This is a genomic window from Nocardioides pymetrozini (assembly GCF_046058985.1).
In the GTDB taxonomy this organism is placed as follows: domain Bacteria; phylum Actinomycetota; class Actinomycetes; order Propionibacteriales; family Nocardioidaceae; genus Nocardioides.
In genome coordinates this window covers 3,779,653-3,797,999 of sequence record NZ_CP175556.1, presented here as the reverse complement: position 1 = coordinate 3,797,999, position 18,347 = coordinate 3,779,653, and the positions used below count along the sequence as shown (strand labels likewise).

General features: G+C 75.8%; 19 protein-coding genes. 7 read left to right on the top strand and 12 right to left on the bottom strand.

What is annotated here, in order from left to right:
- Window positions 1–113: 113 nt before the first annotated feature.
- Complete coding sequence (locus tag ACJ5H2_RS18595) at window positions 114–1,238, top strand: sensor histidine kinase (protein WP_408896925.1); 1,125 nt, start codon at window positions 114–116, stop codon at window positions 1,236–1,238.
- A complete protein-coding gene (locus tag ACJ5H2_RS18590) occupies window positions 1,235–1,906 on the top strand; it encodes a response regulator (RefSeq protein ID WP_408896924.1) in 672 nt (223 codons plus the stop codon). Before ACJ5H2_RS18595 ends, ACJ5H2_RS18590 begins: the two co-directional genes overlap by 4 nt.
- Here ACJ5H2_RS18590 and ACJ5H2_RS18585 read toward each other — a convergent pair.
- A complete protein-coding gene (locus tag ACJ5H2_RS18585) occupies window positions 1,892–2,560 on the bottom strand; it encodes a pyridoxamine 5'-phosphate oxidase family protein (RefSeq protein ID WP_408896923.1) in 669 nt (222 codons plus the stop codon). The genes ACJ5H2_RS18590 and ACJ5H2_RS18585 overlap by 15 nt on opposite strands.
- Window positions 2,561–2,630: 70 nt before the next feature.
- Between ACJ5H2_RS18585 and ACJ5H2_RS18580 the strand changes: the two genes are divergently transcribed.
- Window positions 2,631–3,971 carry a PLP-dependent aminotransferase family protein gene (locus tag ACJ5H2_RS18580; RefSeq protein ID WP_408896922.1) on the top strand — a complete coding sequence of 447 codons (1,341 nt, stop codon included), beginning with the start codon at window positions 2,631–2,633 and terminating at the stop codon, window positions 3,969–3,971.
- Here the strand turns inward: ACJ5H2_RS18580 and ACJ5H2_RS18575 are convergent.
- Window positions 3,958–5,223, bottom strand: a complete 1,266-nt coding sequence (locus tag ACJ5H2_RS18575) for a CynX/NimT family MFS transporter (protein WP_408896921.1) — start codon at window positions 5,221–5,223, stop codon at window positions 3,958–3,960. The two genes, ACJ5H2_RS18580 and ACJ5H2_RS18575, sit on opposite strands and share 14 nt — an antisense overlap.
- A 54-nt stretch (window positions 5,224–5,277) precedes the next feature.
- Here ACJ5H2_RS18575 and ACJ5H2_RS18570 point away from each other — a divergent pair, with 54 nt between their 5' ends.
- Window positions 5,278–5,934: a FadR/GntR family transcriptional regulator gene (locus ACJ5H2_RS18570; RefSeq protein WP_408896920.1), complete on the top strand. Its 657-nt coding sequence runs from the start codon at window positions 5,278–5,280 to the stop codon at window positions 5,932–5,934.
- Window positions 5,935–5,938: 4 nt separating this feature from the next.
- Here ACJ5H2_RS18570 and ACJ5H2_RS18565 read toward each other — a convergent pair whose 3' ends face one another.
- Window positions 5,939–6,862, bottom strand: coding sequence for an EamA family transporter (locus ACJ5H2_RS18565; protein WP_408896919.1), 924 nt, complete (start codon window positions 6,860–6,862; stop codon window positions 5,939–5,941).
- A 78-nt stretch (window positions 6,863–6,940) separates the two neighbouring features.
- Here ACJ5H2_RS18565 and ACJ5H2_RS18560 point away from each other — a divergent pair, with 78 nt between their 5' ends.
- Both ACJ5H2_RS18560 and ACJ5H2_RS18555 read left to right on the top strand, forming a co-directional pair.
- On the top strand, window positions 6,941–7,813 hold the full coding sequence (locus tag ACJ5H2_RS18560) for a LysR substrate-binding domain-containing protein (protein ID WP_408896918.1): 873 nt from the start codon (window positions 6,941–6,943) through the stop codon (window positions 7,811–7,813).
- A gap of 51 nt (window positions 7,814–7,864) precedes the next feature.
- Window positions 7,865–8,509, top strand: a complete 645-nt coding sequence (locus ACJ5H2_RS18555) for a hypothetical protein (RefSeq protein WP_408896917.1) — start codon at window positions 7,865–7,867, stop codon at window positions 8,507–8,509.
- 120 nt (window positions 8,510–8,629) lie between these two features.
- Here ACJ5H2_RS18555 and ACJ5H2_RS18550 read toward each other — a convergent pair whose 3' ends face one another.
- Complete coding sequence (locus ACJ5H2_RS18550; RefSeq protein WP_408896916.1) at window positions 8,630–9,733, bottom strand: citrate synthase 2; 1,104 nt, start codon at window positions 9,731–9,733, stop codon at window positions 8,630–8,632.
- A 110-nt stretch (window positions 9,734–9,843) separates the two neighbouring features.
- Here ACJ5H2_RS18550 and pdxH point away from each other — a divergent pair, with 110 nt between their 5' ends.
- Window positions 9,844–10,515: a pyridoxamine 5'-phosphate oxidase gene (pdxH, locus tag ACJ5H2_RS18545; RefSeq protein ID WP_408896915.1), complete on the top strand. Its 672-nt coding sequence runs from the start codon at window positions 9,844–9,846 to the stop codon at window positions 10,513–10,515.
- Here pdxH and ACJ5H2_RS18540 read toward each other — a convergent pair.
- The 8 genes from ACJ5H2_RS18540 to ACJ5H2_RS18505 are packed head-to-tail and all read right to left on the bottom strand — an operon-like array spanning window position 10,467 to window position 18,279.
- Window positions 10,467–11,156 (bottom strand): hypothetical protein, encoded by a 690-nt coding sequence (locus ACJ5H2_RS18540; RefSeq protein ID WP_408896914.1) that lies wholly within the window; start codon window positions 11,154–11,156, stop codon window positions 10,467–10,469. The two genes, pdxH and ACJ5H2_RS18540, sit on opposite strands and share 49 nt — an antisense overlap.
- Window positions 11,157–11,205: 49 nt before the next feature.
- A complete protein-coding gene (locus tag ACJ5H2_RS18535) occupies window positions 11,206–12,447 on the bottom strand; it encodes a nucleotide disphospho-sugar-binding domain-containing protein (protein ID WP_408896913.1) in 1,242 nt (413 codons plus the stop codon).
- Window positions 12,444–13,010, bottom strand: a complete 567-nt coding sequence (locus ACJ5H2_RS18530) for a hypothetical protein (protein ID WP_408896912.1) — start codon at window positions 13,008–13,010, stop codon at window positions 12,444–12,446. Before ACJ5H2_RS18530 ends, ACJ5H2_RS18535 begins: the two co-directional genes overlap by 4 nt.
- Window positions 13,007–14,200 carry a glycosyltransferase gene (locus ACJ5H2_RS18525; protein ID WP_408896911.1) on the bottom strand — a complete coding sequence of 398 codons (1,194 nt, stop codon included), beginning with the start codon at window positions 14,198–14,200 and terminating at the stop codon, window positions 13,007–13,009. The genes ACJ5H2_RS18530 and ACJ5H2_RS18525 overlap by 4 nt, the downstream gene beginning before the upstream one ends.
- Entirely contained in the window at window positions 14,179–15,141 is a 963-nt protein-coding gene (locus ACJ5H2_RS18520) for an NAD-dependent epimerase/dehydratase family protein (protein WP_408896910.1), read from the bottom strand. Before ACJ5H2_RS18520 ends, ACJ5H2_RS18525 begins: the two co-directional genes overlap by 22 nt.
- Entirely contained in the window at window positions 15,138–16,436 is a 1,299-nt protein-coding gene (locus tag ACJ5H2_RS18515) for a F390 synthetase-related protein (protein WP_408896909.1), read from the bottom strand. Before ACJ5H2_RS18515 ends, ACJ5H2_RS18520 begins: the two co-directional genes overlap by 4 nt.
- Before the next feature lie 2 nt (window positions 16,437–16,438).
- Window positions 16,439–17,290 (bottom strand): MBL fold metallo-hydrolase, encoded by an 852-nt coding sequence (locus tag ACJ5H2_RS18510; RefSeq protein ID WP_408896908.1) that lies wholly within the window; start codon window positions 17,288–17,290, stop codon window positions 16,439–16,441.
- The gene (locus ACJ5H2_RS18505) at window positions 17,281–18,279 is read right to left on the bottom strand and encodes a 3-oxoacyl-[acyl-carrier-protein] synthase III C-terminal domain-containing protein (RefSeq protein WP_408896907.1); all 999 of its coding nucleotides are present in this window, start codon (window positions 18,277–18,279) and stop codon (window positions 17,281–17,283) included. Before ACJ5H2_RS18505 ends, ACJ5H2_RS18510 begins: the two co-directional genes overlap by 10 nt.
- Window positions 18,280–18,347 lie beyond the last annotated feature (68 nt).

Sequence of the window (18,347 nt, the reverse complement as noted above, 5' to 3'; positions counted from 1 at the left end):
CCCGCCGCGTGCGGGCGTCCGCCGCGGGGAGGTCGTCGCGTACGCAGTCCTGCGTACGGCGGTGGCGCCCGTCGTCGTACGCCCCCGGGCGTGGCGCGCTCTAGCCTCGCTCCATGACCGCACACCTGACCCACCCGGCGGTGGCCGAGCTGTCCCGCGCCCACCGCACCTGGTGGCCGTGGACGGTCCTCGTCATCGTCCTGCTCGGGACCGCGGCGTCGAACGGCGAGAACGACGTGGACCGCCCGGTGCCCCTGGGCGTGCTCCTCGCCGTGCTGGCGACGCTGCCCGCGGTGCTGCCACCCCTGGCCGGCCGCCTGGCGGGCGTCCCGCTCGCGACCTCCGGCGCCCTGTGCGGCGCCTACTTCGCGCTCGGGTACGCCGACGGCCCGGTCTTCCTCGCCCTGCCGGTGGTCACCTTCCTCCTGGCCGGGGCCGTGCCGGTCCGGCGCTGGCTGCCGGGCGCGCTGGTGGGCGCCGTGCTGCTGGCGGCGGGCCTCGGGGCGCGCTGGCAGTGGCATGCCGACGAGCCGCACAAGAGTCTGTGGCAGGCGATCGGCATGCTCGGTGTCGTGCTCGCGGCCGGGGCGGTGGCCACCGCCACGCGCAACCGCTTCGAGGCGCGGGCCGAGCGGGTCGGACGGGCGGCGACCGAGGAGCGCCTGCGCATGGCGCAGGACCTGCACGACGGCGTGGGCCACGGGCTCGCCGTCATCGCGATGCAGGCCGGGGTCGCGCTCCACGTGCTCGACCGTGACCCGGCGGCGGCCCGGGACAGCCTGGAGGCCATCCGCGCGACCAGCAAGGAGGCGCTCGACGCGCTGCGGGCCGAGCTCGCCGCGATCGCCGGCGGGCCGGCGCCGCGGCGTCCCGCGCCGGGGCTCGCCGAGCTCGGCGCGGTGGTCGACCGGGTGCGCGCGGCCGGTCTGCGGGTGGAGGTCCTCGGGGAGCCGGGCGAGGTCGGGGCCGCGACCGGCGAGGTCGCCTACGCGGTGGTGCAGGAGGCCCTGACCAACGTGCTGCGCCATGCCGGAGCCGGCGTCGCGACGCTCGCCTGGGAGCGCGGTCCGGACAGCCTCACCCTCCGCGTCACCGACGACGGCAGGGGCGGCGCGGTGCAGGATGAGGGCATGGGCATCAGCGGGATGCGGGCGCGGGTCGCCGCGGTCGGCGGCACCTTCCGGGCCGGGCCTCTGGAGCAGGACGGCTTCGAGGTCGTCGCGGTGCTCCCCGCATGAGTCGTCCGCCGGGCGAGCCGATCCGCGTCGCGCTCGTCGACGACCAGCCGCTGGTCCGGATGGGGCTGGCCACGCTGGTCGCCGCCGAGCCCGGCCTCGCGCTGGCCGGCGAGGCGGGCGACGGGCGCGAGGGCCTCGCCCTGGTGCGTCGTACGACGCCGGACGTGGTGCTCTGCGACATCCGGATGCCCGTCCTCGACGGGCTGGGCATGTTGGCCGCGGTGGCCGCCGATCCGGCGCTCGCCGGGGTGCGCGTGGTGATGCTGACGACCTTCGAGCTCGACGAGTACGTCTTCGAGGCGCTGCGCGGCGGCGCCAGCGGCTTCCTGCTCAAGGACGCCGAGCCGACCGCGATCCTCGACGCGGTGCGCGTGGTCGCCGAGGGCGGCTCGCTCCTCGCGCCCTCCGTGACCCGCACGGTGATCGACCACTTCGGCGCCACCCGTCCCGAGCGCCCGCACCCGCGGCTCGGCGACCTCACCGAGCGCGAGCGCGAGATCCTCGGCTGGGTGGCCACCGGGATGTCCAACGCGGAGATCGCGGCCGCGCTCGTCGTCAGCCCCGAGACCGTCCGCACGCACGTCAGCCGGGCGATGGTGAAGCTCCAGGCGCGCGATCGCGCGCAGCTGGTGGTGTTCGCGATCGAGTCGGGCCTACGACGCGCGTGATCGGACGTCCTCCGGGACGCGCACCCCGTCCCGGTTGTCCGCGGCCGCCACAGGCGAGCCGATGACCCGGTGGACCGGGAGATGCCCGCCCCAGATCCCCGCCTCGACGTCCTCCGGCTCGTCGACCGGGTCGCCGGAGCGGGCCTTCATCGAGGCCTCGCGCAGCGGCACGGCGAGCACGGCCGTCGCCGCCATCTCCTTGCGGGTGCTGGGGCGCAGGGTCGCGGAGCGGCCGGGGATCATGTGGTCGACGATGAGGTCGAGGGCGCGCTGCCGCTCGGCCGGGTCCTCGACGGCCCGTGCCCGGCCGATCACCACCGCGGAGCGGTAGTTCATCGAGTGATGGAAGGCCGAGCGGCCCGCGACCAGGCCGTCGAGCTCGGTGACGGTGACGCAGACCGTCGCGTCCGCGGACGCACGCAGCCACCGGGCCGCGACCGAGCCGTGGACGTAGAGCGTCCCGCCCTCGTCGGGGCCGGCGGCGTCGACCGCGTAGGCCGTGGGCAGGACGACGGGATGGTCGCCGACGGTGACGCCGAGGTGGGCGACCAGCCCGTCGCCGAGCAGCGCGAGGAGTGCGCTGCGCTCGGCGACGGCACGGTTGCGTCCGCGGCGGATCCGGGTGCGGTCGGTGGGCTCCAGGGCAACGCTCATGGGACTATCGTGGACGACAAGTGGCCTGTATGCGCGGGCCAGTTTCAGGCAACTACGACAGGCCAATCCGATGCTTCCCGTCCGCCTCGACCGGGCCGACCCCCGCCCGCTGGGCACCCAGCTCGCCGACCAGGTCCGTCGGCTCGTGCTCGACGGTGCTCTCGCGCGCGGCGACCGGATGCCCCCGACCCGACGCCTCGCCGCCGAGCTCGGGGTCTCCCGCTCGGTCGTCGAGCAGGCCTTCGACCAGCTGCTCGCCGAGGGCTGGCTCGAGGCGCGCCAAGGGTCCGGCACCTGGGTCGCCGGGGGAGCGGCCGGCCGGCGCGCGGTGCCGGTGCGCCGGCGTACCCCCGCCCGGGAGCGGGACCTGGTCCTCCTCGACGCGGGCACGCCCTGGGTCGACCCGCGCCACCAGGCGGTGTGGCGCCGGGCCTGGCGCGAGGTGTCGACGGCGACCCCGCCGCGGGGCTACGACGACCCCCGAGGCCTGCCCGAGCTCCGGACGCTGCTCGCCGAGCGGCTCGGCCGGACCCGGGGTCTCGCCGTGGATGCCGACCGCGTGCGGCTCACCGGCGGCACCTCCGCCGGGCTTCGGCACCTGCTGGCCGTGCTGCCTCGTGAGCCGGACGATGCCGTCGCCCTGGAGGACCCGGGCTACCGCGCCGCCGCCGCGACGGTGCGCGAGGCGGGCCGCGCGGTGCGGGACCTGCCCGCGCTGGAGCCGGTGACCGACCTCGCGGGCTGTGCGGCGGCCTATGTCACCCCCGCGCACCAGCACCCGCTCGGGCGGGTGATGCCCGCCGCCGACCGGCTCACGCTCCTTGCGAGCGCCCGGCGCGACGGCGCCCTCGTCGTCGAGGACGACTACGACTCGGAGTTCCGCTACGACGTGGCCCCGGTGCCGGCGCTCGCGTCCCTGGACCGCGAGCAGGTCGCCTATCTCGGCACCGCGTCGAAGGCGATCCTGCCGTCGCTGCGGCTGGGGTGGACGGTCGTCCCGGACCGCCTGCTCGACGCCTTCGACGCGCACCGGGCGCTCACCCACGACGCGCCCCCGTGGCCGGTGCAGCGGGCACTGGTCACCCTGCTCCGCGACGGGTACGTCGACGCGGTGGTCCGCTCGGCGCGGCGGGTGTACGCGGAGCGGGCACCCCGGGTCGTCGCCGCCCTCGCGCCGCACGCCGAGCTCGCGGGGCCGGTCGCAGGCATGTACTCGACCTGGCTGCTTCCCCAGGCACGTGCCGTGAGGGTGCGGGCCGCCGCCGAGAGGGCGGGCTTCCGGGTCAACCTGCTGCGGGACTACTGCCGGACGGCGCGGCTCGACGGCCTGGTCGTCGGCTTCGGTGGGCCGACCGACGACCAGCTGGAGCGCGCCCTGGACGTGCTCGTCGACGCGCTCAGCCGGCGTTGATGCGGACCGGCCGGCCCGCGACGTACCCGACGGCGACCTGGGCCAGGCCCAGGCCGATGAGGACGGCGCACGGCGCCGACCAGCTGCCCGTCGCGTCGTGGAGGACGCCGACCAGGAAGGGACCCCCGGCGGCGAGCAGGTAGCCGACGCTCTGCGCCATGGTCGAGAGGGACGCGGTGTCGGCACTCGCGGCGGTGCGCAGGCCGAACAGCGCCAGAGCGACCGGGAAGACCGCGCCGCCCGCCCCCAGGAGCGCCGCCCACAGCCACGCACCGTCGGCGGGCGCCACCCACAGGCCGACCCAGCCCAACACGGTCAGCACCGAGAGGCCGAGGACCAGGTGCCCCTGGTGGCGCACGCGCACCGCGATCATCGGGGCGAGGAAGAAGAAGGGAAGCCCGATCGTGATGCTCGCCGCCAGCAGCAGGCCCGCCGTCGCGTCGCTGAACCCCGCGTCGGCATACACGCTCGGCAGCCAGCTCATCATCACGTAGGCGTTCACCGACTGGGTGGCGAAGAGCAGCGTGACGGCCCAGGCGGTGGGGCTGCGCCACAGCGATGTGCCGCGGACCTCCTGGCGGCGCGGGTCGCGCCGACGGCAGTACGGCGCCCAGGCGACCCCGGCGGCGACGGCGACCAGCGCCCAGACGCCGAGCCCGACCCGCCAGGAGCCGGCCGCGTCGGCGATCGGCACGGTGGTGGCGGCGCCGATGGCCGAGCCGAGCGAGAGGACGGCGGAGTAGGCGCCGGTCATCGTGCCGATCCGCTCGGGGAAGTGCTCCTTGACGATCGCCGGGATGAGGACGTTGCCCAGCGCGATGCCGGAGCAGGCGACCGCCGTGCCCGCCAGCAGCGCGGGTGTCCCGTCGACGACGCGCAGCGCCAGGCCGAGGGCGACCAGGCCGAGTGCGGCGATCAGCCCGCGGTCCACGCCGACCCGGCGGGTGACGGCCATCGCCGTGGCGCCCACGGCGGCGAAGCACAGGACGGGGAGGGAGGTCAGCAGGCCCTGGGTGGCGGCCGAGACACCGAGGTCGCCGAGGTGGTCGAGCAGGGCGCCGAGTGAGGTGATCGCGAGGCGGAGGTTGAACGCGACGAGCAGGACCGCGACCGCCAGGCCGACGCCCGCCCTGCCCGTGCCGGTGGGGGTGCCGGTGGGGGTGCCGGTGGGGGTGCCGGCGCCGGTGTCGTCCGGGTTCGCCATGGGTGGGCCGCCGGGCGCGGCGGCGGCATCATGGACGGAGGCGGACACGCCGCTAGGATAGCCAGACATCCGATGATTGGACCAATGACCGGAGGATCGCCCATGCCGCTCGCGCCCACGACGCCGGCCTCGCTGGTCGACCAGGCCATCGCGGGCATGCGCGCGCTGCTCGCCAGCGGCGAGTGGGAGGTCGGCACCCGGGTCCCGCCCGAGCCCGCCCTCGCCGCGGCGCTGGGCGTCAGCCGCAACACGGTCCGCGAGGCGGTCAAGGCGCTGGCCCATCTCGGCCTGCTGCAGGTGCGCCGCGGGGACGGCACCTATGTCGCGGCGACGACCGACATGCAGGCCCTGATGCGCAAGCAGCTCGACCGGGTCGACCTGGGGCACCTGCTGGAGGTGCGCCACGCGATCGAGGTGCGGGCCGCGGCGCTCGCCGCGGAGCGTCGTACCGACGACGACCTCGCGGCGCTCGACGCGATCATGGTGCGGCGGCGTGCGGCCGTCGGCGCCGGCGACGGGCCGGCGTTCGTCGACGCCGACGTGGACTTCCACTGCGCGGTCGTCGCCGCCGCCCACAACCCCCTGCTGGTCGAGCTGTACGACGGTCTCGTCGAGACCCTGCGCGCCAGCATCGAGGACCCCGGCGTCGCCGACGTGCTCGCCGCGGAGCACGACGCGGTCCTCGCCGCGGTGCGCGCGGGGGACCCCGCGGCCGCCGCGAGCGCCAGCGCCGAGCTGCTGGAGCACGTCATCCCGTGAGCCCTCAGCGCCGGGTGAGCTGGCCGCCGAGGATCGCCGCGAGCGCCAGCGCGAAGCCGACCAGCTGAAGCGGGCGCAGCGCCTCGCCCAGGACCAGCCACCCGAGCGCCGCCGCGACGACCGGCGACAGCAGCCCGAGGAGCGCGGTCGCGACGACCGGCAGCGAGCCGAGCCCACGGAACCACAGGAGATAGGCCGCCAGCCCGCCGACCGCGCCGAGCCACAGGTAGCCGCCCGCCGCCGGGACGTCGATCGCCGGGGGCGCGCCCTCGACGAGCAGGGTCGCCGGCAGCAGCACCAGGCCGCCGGCCGTCAGCAGCCAGCTGACCAGGACCGGCGATCCCACGCCGTCCGGGCGGCCCCAGCGCCGGGTGAGCACGACGCCCGCGGCCATCGACAGCGCTCCGCCGAGACCGGCCAGCAGGCCGACCGGGTCCACGCTCGCGTCGGGGCCGATCACGACGAGCGCGACGCCGCCGACCCCGGCGACGGCCCAGCCGGCCCGAGCGGCGGTGGGGCGCTCGCCGAGGAGCGGGAGCGCCAGCGCGAGGACCAGCAGCGGCTGGACCGCGCCGACCGTGGCGGCCACGCCGCCGGGCAGTCGCTCCGCGGCGACGAACAGCAGGGGGAAGAAGATCCCGATGTTCAGCGCGCCCAGCGCGAGGGAGCGCCACCACCACACGCCCTCGGGCAGGCGCCGCAGGACGAGCAGGAGGAGCAGCCCGGCAGGGAGGGCGCGCAACAGGCCCGCGTAGAGCGGGTGGCCGGGCGGCAGGAGCTCGGTCGTGACCAGGTAGGTCGTGCCCCACACGGCCGGGGCGAGGGCGGTGAGCGCCGTGAGGCCGGCCCGGCCGGTCGCGGCCGCCGTCGTCGGGGTCGCCGGCGCGGCGGTGGGGGTCGCGGTGTGGGGCTCGGTCGTGAGGGTCATGGATCCAGGGTCCGCGTCGCAGATGCATGAGTCCAACACATGCTTTTCATCGGATCGATCGTGGATCAAGATGGATTCGTGGAGTTGCAGCAGATGAGGTACGTCCTGGCCATCGCCGAGCACGGCAGCTTCACCCGCGCCGCGGAGACCTGCTTCGTCGTGCAGTCGGCGCTGAGCCATCAGGTGGCGCGTCTCGAGCAGGAGCTCGGCGTACGGCTCTTCCACCGCACCAGCCGGCAGGTCCGGCTCAGCCCGGCCGGCGCGGCCTTCCTGCCGTTGGCCCGGCAGTGCCTGGACGCCGCGGACCGGGCCCGAGCGGAGGTCGCCGCCGCGACCGGAGAGATCCGGGGCCCGCTGTCGATCGGCGTCATCCCCACGGTCGCCGCGCTCGACGTGCCCGGCGCCCTGCGCACCTTCCGCGAACGGCACCCCCAGGTGCAGGTCCGGCTCGCGAGCGGCAACAGCAGCACCTTCGTGCAGCAGGTCGCCGAGGGGACCCTCGACCTCGCCTTCCTCGGGGTGCCGGAGGGCTGGCCCATCGCCGGAGTCGCGAGCCGTCAGCTGGCGCGCGACCACCATCGGGCCGTGATGGCGCCCGACCATCCGCTGGCGCGGCGCTCCCGGCTCACGCTCGAGCGTCTCGCGGGCGAGACCTTCGTCGACTTCCCCGCGGGCACGACCGGCCGGCTGCAGTCGGACGGCGCGTTCGCCGCCGCGGGCCTGCGCCGCGAGGTGAGCTTCGAGACGACCGACATGCTGCTGATGGGGCGGATCCTGCGGGCCGGCCTGGCGCTCGCCCTGCTGGCGTCGACCTTCGTCGAGCAGCTGCCCGGGCTGGTCGCCGTACCGGTCACGAGAGCGCCGGTGCGCACCGAGCACGTCGTGTGGAGCAGCTTCGGCCCCGCCCCGGCCGCAGCGGCCTTCCTGGAGCAGGTGGGCATCGCGGTCTGAGCCGCTCGGGGTCTCGGCTCAGGTCGCCGGGGGAGCTGCCGATGGACCTGCGTGTCCCTCCCTCGTCCACTTCTCGTCGCGCTGCTGCGCCTCCCGCTCGCCCTCGTGCTGGTCGCCGGCCTCGCCGCGGCGGTCGGTGCCTCGGCGGCGAGCCAGGCGGTCGCCCGCACCGGGTCGGTCGCGGTAGCCACGCCGGTCGCGGAGCCCCGGCCGATCGAGGACTACGCCGTCTACGAGCCGCCCACCCGCTGCTCGCCGCGGGACCGGGTGGGGACGCGCGCCGTCGCGCGCTGGACGGTACGCCGCTTCGGCGGTGCTCTCGGTGGCATCTCCCGCCCCTGCGACGGAGGGGTGTCCGAGCACCACGAGGGACGGGCGTTCGACTGGTCCCTCGACGTACGCCGGCCCGCCGACCGGCGTCGAGCGCGCCGGCTGCTGTCGGCACTCTTCGCGCCCGACGCCGCGGGCAACCCCGCGGCGCTGGCGCGCCGGATGGGCGTCATGTACGTCATCTGGGACGACACCACCTGGTCCTCGTGGCGGCGCTTCGCCCCGGCGCCGTACCTCAGCGCCTCCTGTCCGTCCCGTCGCGAGTGCTCGCGCACCCTGCGCCACCGCGACCACCTGCACCTGTCGCTCACCCGCGCCGGCGCGCGCGGGACGCTCTCGTGGTACGCCGGGCGGGGCGAGCGGTGAGGGTGCGGGGCGAGCTGTAACTACCTGTTCATTCTGCTACCTGACCCGTAGACGGGTCAGGTAGTGACGCGAACAGCTAGTTACAGCAGGCCGGCCGTACGGCGCCGGCCGACGGTCGCCCTACTCCGCCCAGTCCGGGTTCCAGCCCTCGATGTCGCTGGCGGGCCGGGCGGCGGGGCCGGTGTAGATGGCGGACGGGCGGATCAGGCGGCCGGTCCGCTTCTGCTCGAGGATGTGCGCCGACCAGCCGCCGGTGCGGGCGCAGGTGAACATCGACGTGAACATGTTCGCGGGGACCTCGGCGAAGTCGAGCACGATCGCGGCCCAGAACTCCACGTTCGTCTCGAGCACCCGGTCGGGGCGGCGGGCGCGGAGCTCGGCCAGAGCAGCCTTCTCCAGCGCCTCGGCGACCTCGTAGCGCGGTGCGTCGAGCTCGCGGGCGGTGCGACGGAGCACCCGGGCGCGCGGGTCCTCGGCGCGGTAGACGCGGTGACCGAAGCCCATCAGCCGCTCGCCGGAGTCGAGCAGGCCCTTGACGTACGCCTCGGCGTCGCCGCTCTTCTCCACCTCCTCGATCATGTGCAGCACCCGCGACGGCGCGCCGCCGTGCAGCGGGCCGCTCATCGCGCCGATGGCGCCGGAGAACGCCGCGGCGACGTCGGCGCCGGTCGAGGTGATGACGCGGGCGGTGAAGGTCGAGGCGTTCATGCCGTGCTCGGCCGCCGAGGACCAGTACGCGTCGATGGCGTGCGCGTGCTTGGGGTCCGCCTCGCCACGCCAGCGGATGAGGAACTTCTCGGCGAGGGTCTTGCCCTCGTCGACGGTCCGCTGGGGTACGACGGGCAGGTGGATGTCGCGGGCCGACTGGCCGGCGTACGACAGGACCATCACGGCGACCCGGGCCAGGTCGGCGCGGGCCTGCTCGTCGGAGATGTCGTAGGTCTGGCCGAAGCCGAAGGCCGGCGCGAGCATCGCGATGGCGGCCTGGACGTCGACGCGCACGTCGCCGGTGTGGACGGGCAGGGTGAACGCCTCGGCCGGCGGCAGGCCCGGCGTGAAGGCGCCGTCGATCAGCAGGCCCCACACGTGCTCGAAGGGGACCCGGCCGACCAGGTCCTCGATGTCGACGCCGCGGTAGCGCAGCGCGGAGCCTTCCTTGTCGGGCTCGGCGATCTGGGTCTCGAAGGCGACGACGCCCTCCAGTCCGTGGTGTACCTCGGGCATCGACGAACTCCTTCGAAGCGACGGATGCGGGTGCTCACTGCCGGGCAGCCCGCGGGCCACCCGGCATTCTGCCCCACGCCCGCCGCACCGCTGTCCCTAAGGTGGGGTCCATGCCCGCCGACCCGGCCTCCCGCCCCGACCTCGCCGCCCTGCGCCGGGAGTACGGCGACCGAGGGCTCGCCGAGGCCGACGCCGGTCCCGATCCGTGGGGCCTGTGGCAGCGCTGGTTCGGCGAGGTCGCCGCCGCCGGTGTGCACGAGCCGAACGCGATGGTGCTCGCGACGACGGATCCGGACGGCTCGCCGTCGGCGCGGATGGTGCTGCTCAAGGGGGTCACGCCGGCGGGACCGGACGACGGGTTCACCTTCTTCACCAACACCGGCTCCCGTAAGGGCACGGCGCTCCGTGCCGAGCCGCGCTGCGCGCTGCTCTTCCCGTGGCACCCCCTGGAGCGCCAGGTCCGGGTCGAGGGGGAGGCGCATGCCCTGGGGACGGAGGAGGTCGCGGCGTACTTCGCGTCACGCCCCCGGGGCGCCCAGCTCGGCGCCTGGGCCTCGCCGCAGTCGCAGGTGGTCGAGGGCCGAGCCGAGCTCGACCGGCGCTACCGGGCGGCCGAGGAGCGCTTCGACGGCGTGCAGGTGCCCGTCCCGCCCGGATGGGGCGGCTATCGCGTGCGCCCCGCCTCGTTCGAGTTCTGGCAGGGCCGGTCCGGGCGGATGCACGACCGGCTGCGCTATGCCCGCTCCTCCGCGGGCTGGGAGCTGACCAGGCTGGCGCCCTGAGGCAGGCCCTGGTCGACCGGCTGGTCGGACCTCTGCGCGAGGACGTAGATGCCGGCGAGGACGAGCAGGAAGGCGAGGACCCCGACGACGATCAGGGTCTCGCGGCGGTCCGCGGGACCGGGGCGCGCCGCCGGGCGGCCCACCTCCTCCGTCCGCTCGGCGGCAGCCTCCGCGACCGGTGCGGCCTCGACCGGTGCGGCCTCGACCGGTGCGGCCTCGGCCGGTGCGGCCTCGGCCGGTGCGGCCTCGACCGGTGCGGCCTCGGCCGGTGCGGCCTCGACCGTCACCTCCTCGGTCGGGACGTCCTCGTCGCTCACGCCGTCGGCAGCCCCGGCGGCGCGCGCGGTCCGTGGCCGGTGACGGTGGTGGGAGCGGCGACGCTTGCTCCTGCGGCGCCGGACCACGTCGGGGTCGAAGCCCGGGACGGTGCCGGCGCCCTCGAGCGGCTCGAAGTGCGGGACGGCGTGCCCGGACGCGACGACCCGGCGGAAGGCGTCCTGGTCGTCGACCGGCTCGGTGAGCGGGTCGAACCGCGGCACGTCGTGCGACGGCGTCAGGAACGAGCGGAACGCGGCGTGCTCCTGCTCCCGCTCCGCGGCGCGGTCGGCGGTCGGGTCGGGTGCAGCGGAGTCGTCGGGCACGCTGGCATTCTGCCCGATCTCCGCGGGTTCCCCGGCGTGGCCCGACCTTCTAGCGGCGCAGACGGTCGCGGACCTCGGCCGCGATCGTGTCGACGGCCGGCGCCCGCGCGATGCCCGCGGCGATCTCCTCGGCGCGCAGCCGGTACGACGGCTCGCTGAGGACGCGGCGGAGGGCGGGCGCGAGCGCGCCGGGACGGCGGACCCGCACCGCGACCCCCGCGTCGACCAGGCGCACGGCGTGGTCGAACTGGTCGTAGTCCACCGGCCACACCACCGCGGGCAGGCCCGCCGCGAGCGTGTGGCCGAGCACCCCCGCGCCGCCGTGGTGGACGACGGCGTCGAAGCGGGGAAGGTCGCGCGCGTAGTCGACGTACGCATGCACGGTGACGCCGGCCGGCGCCGGGGCGACCGGGCCGGACCCGCCGAGGCTGACGTGGACGTCGACGTCGGGCAGCTTCGCGGCGGCGTCCGCCGCGTGGGCGACGAGCGCGGCCTTGTGCCACGGCAGATGGGTGCCGGCGGTCATCAGCACGGACCGGCGAGCGGCGGCCAGGACGGGTGAGGGGGCGGGTGTGGGAGGAGTGTGCAGCACCGGGCCGACGTACCGGACGGAGCGAGGCAGCGCGCGGGGGTACTCCACGGCCTCGGGCGTCAGCGCGAACACCCGCTCGGCCGAGTAGATCGCCTCGGACCCGTCCGGGCGGTAGATCCGGGTCACGCCGACGTCGGCCAGCCGAACCCCCGCCAGCCGCGGCGCGACCCGCTTGAAGGCGCGCACCCACGACCGCCCGACCGCGTCGCGTGCCCGGCCTGCCGGCGAGGTGCCCGGACGCCAGCCGCCGAGATACGACGGCGGGCCGGCGCGGCCCTCGATCGCGCACGGGGACGGGTGGAGGGTCCACCACGGGATGCCCGCCTCGTCGGCGGCGGTGCCGACCGAGCCCATGGTGAAGTCGGCGATGACCAGGTCCGGTCGCCGCGACTCCCAGGCCCGCAGGAGCTCGCGGCGGAAGTCCGCCTGGAGCGCGACCGCGGCCCTGAACTGCCGGAGGAGCAGCCGGGGGTTGCTGCCGATCCGGTACGGCGGGTCGACCACCGTCTCGATGATCTCGTCGGCGCCCTCCAGCAGGGCGAGGCCGGGCACGCCGGAGGCCGCGGTCGCCGGCTGTGCCGCGGCGGTGCTGATCACGCGGACGGCGATCCCCGGCTCCGCGGCGAGGCGGGCGGCGACGCCGAGCACCGGGTGCAGATGCCCGGCCATCGGGGGCGCGACCAGGTCGACCTGCCTCATGCCCGGTCCCGCGTCGCCGACAGCTCCGCCACCAGGTCCCGGCACAGCGCGGCGAGCTCGGGGCTGGCGAGATAGTCGAGGTGCCCGGCGTCGACCTCGACGTCGTGGGGCCACCACCGCGCCAGGTGGTCGCCGCGGCTGCCGACCCGGATGGTCCGGCAGGCCGGCGGCCGCGTGGCGACCGCGCCGTACGCGACCACCGTGAGCCGCTGCAGCAGGCCGGGAGGCAGGTCCAGGCGCCCGAGCAGGTCGAGGCCGATCGAGCCGCAGAGCACCAGCGAGCGGTCCGCGGCCCGGAGCCGGGCCTCGACCAGCGGACGGTGCCGTCGCGCCCACCGTCCCCGCAGCAGCCGGATCCGGACGAACAGGACCAGGTGGCGCAGGCTGCCGAGCCACAGCGGCACCGGTCGGTACGGCGCCAGGGTGGCGTCGTACGGGAAGTTCAGCCGGACCTTCGCCTCCTCGGGCACCGGGAGGCCGTCGAGGAAGGCGTCCTGGACCGGCGAGAGGCCGCACGAGCGGGGGTCGCTCTGCCCGGTGAGGTGGAGGACCTGAAGCCTCACCGCCGGCTCCGCACCGGCGAGAAGTCGTCGTCGGCCCGCACCCGGTAGGTGCGGCTGCGCCAGCGGATCGTGCGCTGCACCGCGCCGTGCCCGAGATGCACCGGCTGCAGCAGCTCGGAGGCCAGCGACGGCACGGGCGCGTGCAGCGACCGCCCGTAGACCCGCCGCTGCACGAGGCGCAGGAGCAGCCAGCGGCCGGTGAGCAGCGCAGCGAGGGGGCCGAGCCGACGGCGGCGCGCCGACCCCACGAGCACCGCCCAGAGCAGGTTCGGGTGGATCCCGTGCAGGACGCTGATCGCCGCGAACGACCCGACCGGCTGACGGCGCAGCAGCAGGTGCGCGAAGAGCATCCACCGGTGCAGTAGGCGCACATAGTGCCCCGGGGTCTCGACGGTCGTCGTGATCCACTGCGGTGACGCGGTCTGGCAGATCGTCCCTCCCGCGCGCTGGACCGCGCCGGCCACGGCGAGGTCGTCGGTGAGATGGCGCAGGAGGGGCGTGAACCCGCCGAGGGCCCGCAGGTCCGCGACCCTGATCGCCCAGCACATCCCGTTGATCGTCACCGGCGCCATCGGCAGGTAGGTCAGCGCCGCGTTGTTGTCGACGAACTGCTCGACCAGCCGCGCCCACGGCGTCCTCCCGCGCAGGTACGCGGGCAGGCCGGTCGCGAGCGTCGCCCGCTCGAGCCCGCCGAGCAGTGCGCCCAGGCTGGCCCGGGGAAGTCGGGTGTCGTCGTCGAGGACCAGCAGGATCTCGTCGTCCGCGCAGTCCTCGAGCGCCGGCTGCAGCTTCGCGAGCTTGGGGTTGACGCCGTCGGGCGCCGCCGGGCAGAGGCGGGCCTCCAGGCGGGGTGCCGGACCGATCCGGTCGACCACCCGCCGTCCCTCCACGTCGTCCTCGTCGACCAGCCACACGAAGCGCGCGCCCGCCAGCGACAGCAGGTTGTCCCGCAGCGCGTCCTCGAGCCCCGGGTCGCCGGAGAGGATCGGCTGCACCACCACGACCTTCGCGACCGCGGCGGCCGCCGGCTCGACCGGCGCCGGCGCCCGCGACGCCGCCCGCAGCGCCGCTGCGGTCTTGCCCGCCTGCAGGGCGAGATAGGCGGTCGCCGCCACTCCGGTCAGGGAGGGCGTCGTGCCGACGTCCAGCCCGGTCCCTGCGCCGCCCCTCACAGCCGCCCCCGCTGCCACGCAACGAACTCCTCGACGCCCTGCGCCACCGACACCGCGGGCGCGCCCAGGTCGCGGAGCATCCGGTCCGGCACGAAGGTCTTCGACCACGACAGCACGCCCACGCCATAGGGCGTGATGGGCGGCTCACCGGGCAGGCGCAGCAGGCGCCAGGTCCGCTCGAGCACGGTGGCGGCGCGCATCGCGGAGGTCAGACTGACCTCGCGGGTGGGAGGGTCGAAGCCCAGCCGCGCGATCACGTCCAGCAGCATCGCCTGGATCTCGACGGGCTCGGCGTTGGTGAGGTGGTAGACGCCGCGCAGCTCGGGGCGTGCGGCGAGCTGGAGGAGGTAGTCGGCGAGGTTGTCGACGTAGATCAGGTCGCCGACCGCGGGCGTCGCGCGCCCGGTCAGGCGGGGGATCCGGCCGGCCTTCGCGGCCGCGATGATCCGCGGGAAGAGCACGGTGTCGCCCGGGCCGAAGACCGCGCGGGGACGCGCGACGACCCACGAGCCGGCGTACCCGCGCACGATGTCCTCCGATGCCGCCTTGGTGCGCGCGTAGTCGTTCGCGAAGCGCGGCCCGACCGGCGCGTCCTCGGTCAGGTCGAGCTGGTCGCCGTCGCGGTAGAGCACCGAGGACGACGACACGTGCACCAGTCGCGGGCTGCCGAGACGCTGGCACCAGGCGACCACGGTGCGCGTCGCGTCCACGTTGTCGCGCTCGTAGGCCTTGCGCGGTGCGTACGGTGTGGCGCGGGCGGCGCAGTGGACCACCGCGTCCGGCCGCCACGGCAGCTCCGGCAGCGCGTCCACGGCGGTCCGGCCGAGGTCGACGCTGTGGTAGCCGTCGCGGTCGAGTCGCCGACGCCCGATCCCGACGACCTCGTGGCCGGCCGCCCGCGCCCGCTGCTCGAGCCGTCCGCCGACGAAGCCGGACTCTCCGGTCACCAGCAGCCTCACGTGATCCTCCTGATCCGCCGGCGCTTCTGGCCGGGTGTCTCCGCCGGCCACCCCATGGGTACGACGGCCGGGGGCCGCGCGCCCAGGCCGGTCGCGAGCCGGCCGATCTCGGCGCTCACCCGGCCCGTGGCGGCGGGCGACCCGGCCGTCGTGGCCAGCCGCCACTCCGAGCCGTGCTGCTCGATCCGGTAGTCGCCGAGGTCGCCGGCCAGGGCGACGGCGTGGCGCAGCACGTCGGGGTAGACGGCCACCTCGGATGCGCCGTGCGCCATGGGCACGAGGGTGAGCACGTCGTCGGCCCGGCCCAGGACGGCGGCGATGGCGCGCCCCGGGCGCCCGCAGGGACAGGGGCCCGGCGCGGCGAGGAGCACGTCGTCGAGGCGGTGGCGTACGACGTACTGCGTGGTCCGCGTGAAGTCCGTGACGACCGGATGGAAGCGCTGATGGTCGAGCCACTCCGGCTCGACGTGCACGTGGGCCTCGTTGAGGTGCAGCCGCCCGGCGGGGCAGCTGAGCGCCAGCAGGCCCTCGGTGGCCTGGTAGATCTGCTCCACCGGGCGGCCGAACGCCTCGCGGACGACGTCCTCGTCGTCCGGCTCGAGGGTCTCCGCGACGGAGACGACCTGCAGCGGTCGCAGGCCCTCGGGTCGGGCCTCGGCGATGCGACGGAGCACGCTGGCCGGCGCGACCAGCACGTCCGTGCCCGCCAGCGCGGGCAGGTGGCGCGCGAGCGGCACGGTGAGGTCGTGCCAGGAGAAGGACACCCGGCGCGAGCCGAGGGTCTCGTAGAGGTTGCTGTTGGCGCGCAGGAAGAGCGCGACGCGCACCGGCCGCCGGGCCAGGGCGCGCAGGGTGCGCGGCGCCATCAGCTGGCCCATCAGGATCCCCGCCCACAGGCGGCTCTCCGCCTCGGACACGAGGAAGACCCCCCGTGTGCCGGAGGTGCCCGAGGAGAGTCCGACGGTGACCCCGCCGGGGAGACGGTCGGCGAAGTGGCGCGAGCGCTCCGCGGCCTCGGCGACCGCCAGGGCGCGGTCCAGGGTGATCGCGTGGCGGTTGAACGCCGCGAAGTCGGCCAGCACGGTGTCCTTGTCCACGACGGGCAGCTCGTGCAGGGGCCGACCCGCGTAGGGCGCGTAGAACCGGGCGTGGCGCAGCTCGGAGCGCAGGAAGCGGTCCAGCGCGCGCGCCCGCGCCGCGTCGTACCGGCGGGGGAGGAGCCAGCGCTCGCGCGCGAAGGCGGCGGCGACGGCGGTCTGGCCCGTGGCCTCTCCCGAGCCCTGTCCCGAGAGCACCGTCAGGTCCCGGCGGACCAGGCCGCGTGGCCCTCGGGGCAGTGCGCGGGCAGGACCAGCAGCTCGGGGTGTGCCGCGTCGAGGTCGTGCAGCGCGGCGAGCGTGCGAAGCGTGGCGGGCCAGTCGTGCATGATCCCCTTCGCCAGCCGCGACGGCGGCTTGAGCTCGCGGAAGGAGCGCGTCGTCCAGGCCGCGTCGCCGACCAGCAGCACCGGGCGGCCGCCCGACGTGAACAGCAGGCCCAGGTGGCCGGGCATGTGGCCGGGCAGGTCGACGGCCAGCAGGCTGCGGTCGCCGAGCAGGTCCCACCCCCGCAGACCCGCGACGTCGACCGGGGCGAAGCCCTCGACCGGGTCGAGCCGGTCCCGCAGGTCGTCGGGCAGCAGGCCGGGCACGATCGCGTGCCGGACGGCGGCGATGCCCCGCAGCGACAGCGCCTGCTCCGCGCCCGCGCCGCCCGCGACGAAGCGCGCTCGCGGATAGTCGAGGAGCCCGCCCACGTGGTCGCCGTGGAAGTGCGAGACGACGACCCGGCGTACGTCGCCGGGGTCGACGTCCAGGGCCGCGAGCTGCCGCGGCAGCTGCTCCTCCTCGGGAAGGGTGACCGGCAGCGTGCTCCGGTAGAGGAGCTCGGGCAGGCGCCGGGTCGCGTCGAAGAAGTGCTGTGAGTAGCCGGTGTCGAAGAGAGTCCACCCGTGCCGGGGATGGTGCAGCGCGCCGACGTACGACGGGAACTCGACCGGCCACAGGCGGCCACCCTGGCGTGCCATCGCCTCGGGCCCCTTGCAGTGGCCGACGCGCAGCCAGTGGAAGGTGACCTCGGGCTGGTGGGGAAGGGGTGCGGTCAGTAGCACAGCACGACCCCGCCCATGCTGAGCCCGGCCCCGGTGCCGAGGAGCAGCGCGTGGTCGCCGCGCCGCAGCCGCCCGGACTCGACGGCGGCGTGCAGCGCCGACGGCAGCGACGCTCCGACCTGGTTGCCGTGGTCGGCGTAGATGTCGACGAGCCGGCCCTCCTCGATCCCGAACCGCTGGCGCAGCCAGTCCAGCGCGTGGTGGCTGGCCTGGTGCGGGACGACCACGGGCAGGTCCGCCAGCCGTACGTCCGCGGCGGCCAGCAGCCGGTCGACGAACGGCGGCAGGTGTCTCACGGCGAGCCGGAACACGGCGCCGCCCTCCATCCGGAAGCGGCCCCAGTCGGCGTACGCGCCCTCGACGCGGTCGGGAGCGAAGCGCGATCCGCCGCCGCGGATCTCGCAGGTGTGGGCACCCTCGCTGTGGGTGGCGAAGTGGGCTGCCAGCACCGACGATCCCGTCTCGCCGGCGTGACCGACGACCGCCGCGGCCGCCCCGTCGCCGAAGATCCCCGAGGCGCCGAGGTCAGACCAGTCGAGACCGACCGAGGCCAGGTCGCTGGACACGATGAGGATCCGCTCGTGGCGTCCGGCGTCCACCAGGGTCGCCGCCAGGTCGAGGGCGACCAGGAAGCTCAGGCAGCTGGCGTTGACGTCCCAGGCCGGGATCGGCCGGGACGGCGCCAGCTCCTCGTGGAGCAGCGCGGCGTTGCAGGGCAGCGGCTGGTCGGGCGTGGCGCTGGCTCCGATGACCACGTCGACGTCCTCCAGCGTCAGCCCCGCCGCCGCCAGGGCCTTGCGCGCGGCGCGCGCGCCCAGCTCGGCCGCGCTGCCGTGCTCCACGTAGCGCACCCGCACCCCGGTCCGCTCCTCGACGGTGCCGGCGGGCAGGCCGAGGCGAGCGTCCAGCGCGGCGCTCGTGACCGCCTCGTCCGGGAGCACGGCACCCGTGCCGAGGATCCGCAGGGCGCGTGGCCCGAGAGCTGGCACGGCTGCCTCCTTCGTCGTCGGGTCGAGGGTAGTGGGTGGGGGTGGGGAGAGGCGCCGTGTCTCCACGC

Coding starts and splice junctions, on each gene's coding strand:
- ACJ5H2_RS18590 (WP_408896924.1), top strand. CDS start 1,235: ATGAGTCGTCCGCCGGGCGAGCCGATCCGCGTCGCGCTCGTCGACGAC.
- ACJ5H2_RS18550 (WP_408896916.1), bottom strand. CDS start 9,733: ATGCCCGAGGTACACCACGGACTGGAGGGCGTCGTCGCCTTCGAGACC.
- ACJ5H2_RS18535 (WP_408896913.1), bottom strand. CDS start 12,447: ATGAGGCAGGTCGACCTGGTCGCGCCCCCGATGGCCGGGCATCTGCAC.
- ACJ5H2_RS18565 (WP_408896919.1), bottom strand. CDS start 6,862: ATGACCCTCACGACCGAGCCCCACACCGCGACCCCCACCGCCGCGCCG.
- pdxH (WP_408896915.1), top strand. CDS start 9,844: ATGCCCGCCGACCCGGCCTCCCGCCCCGACCTCGCCGCCCTGCGCCGG.
- ACJ5H2_RS18570 (WP_408896920.1), top strand. CDS start 5,278: ATGCCGCTCGCGCCCACGACGCCGGCCTCGCTGGTCGACCAGGCCATC.
- ACJ5H2_RS18580 (WP_408896922.1), top strand. CDS start 2,631: ATGCTTCCCGTCCGCCTCGACCGGGCCGACCCCCGCCCGCTGGGCACC.
- ACJ5H2_RS18585 (WP_408896923.1), bottom strand. CDS start 2,560: ATGAGCGTTGCCCTGGAGCCCACCGACCGCACCCGGATCCGCCGCGGA.
- ACJ5H2_RS18595 (WP_408896925.1), top strand. CDS start 114: ATGACCGCACACCTGACCCACCCGGCGGTGGCCGAGCTGTCCCGCGCC.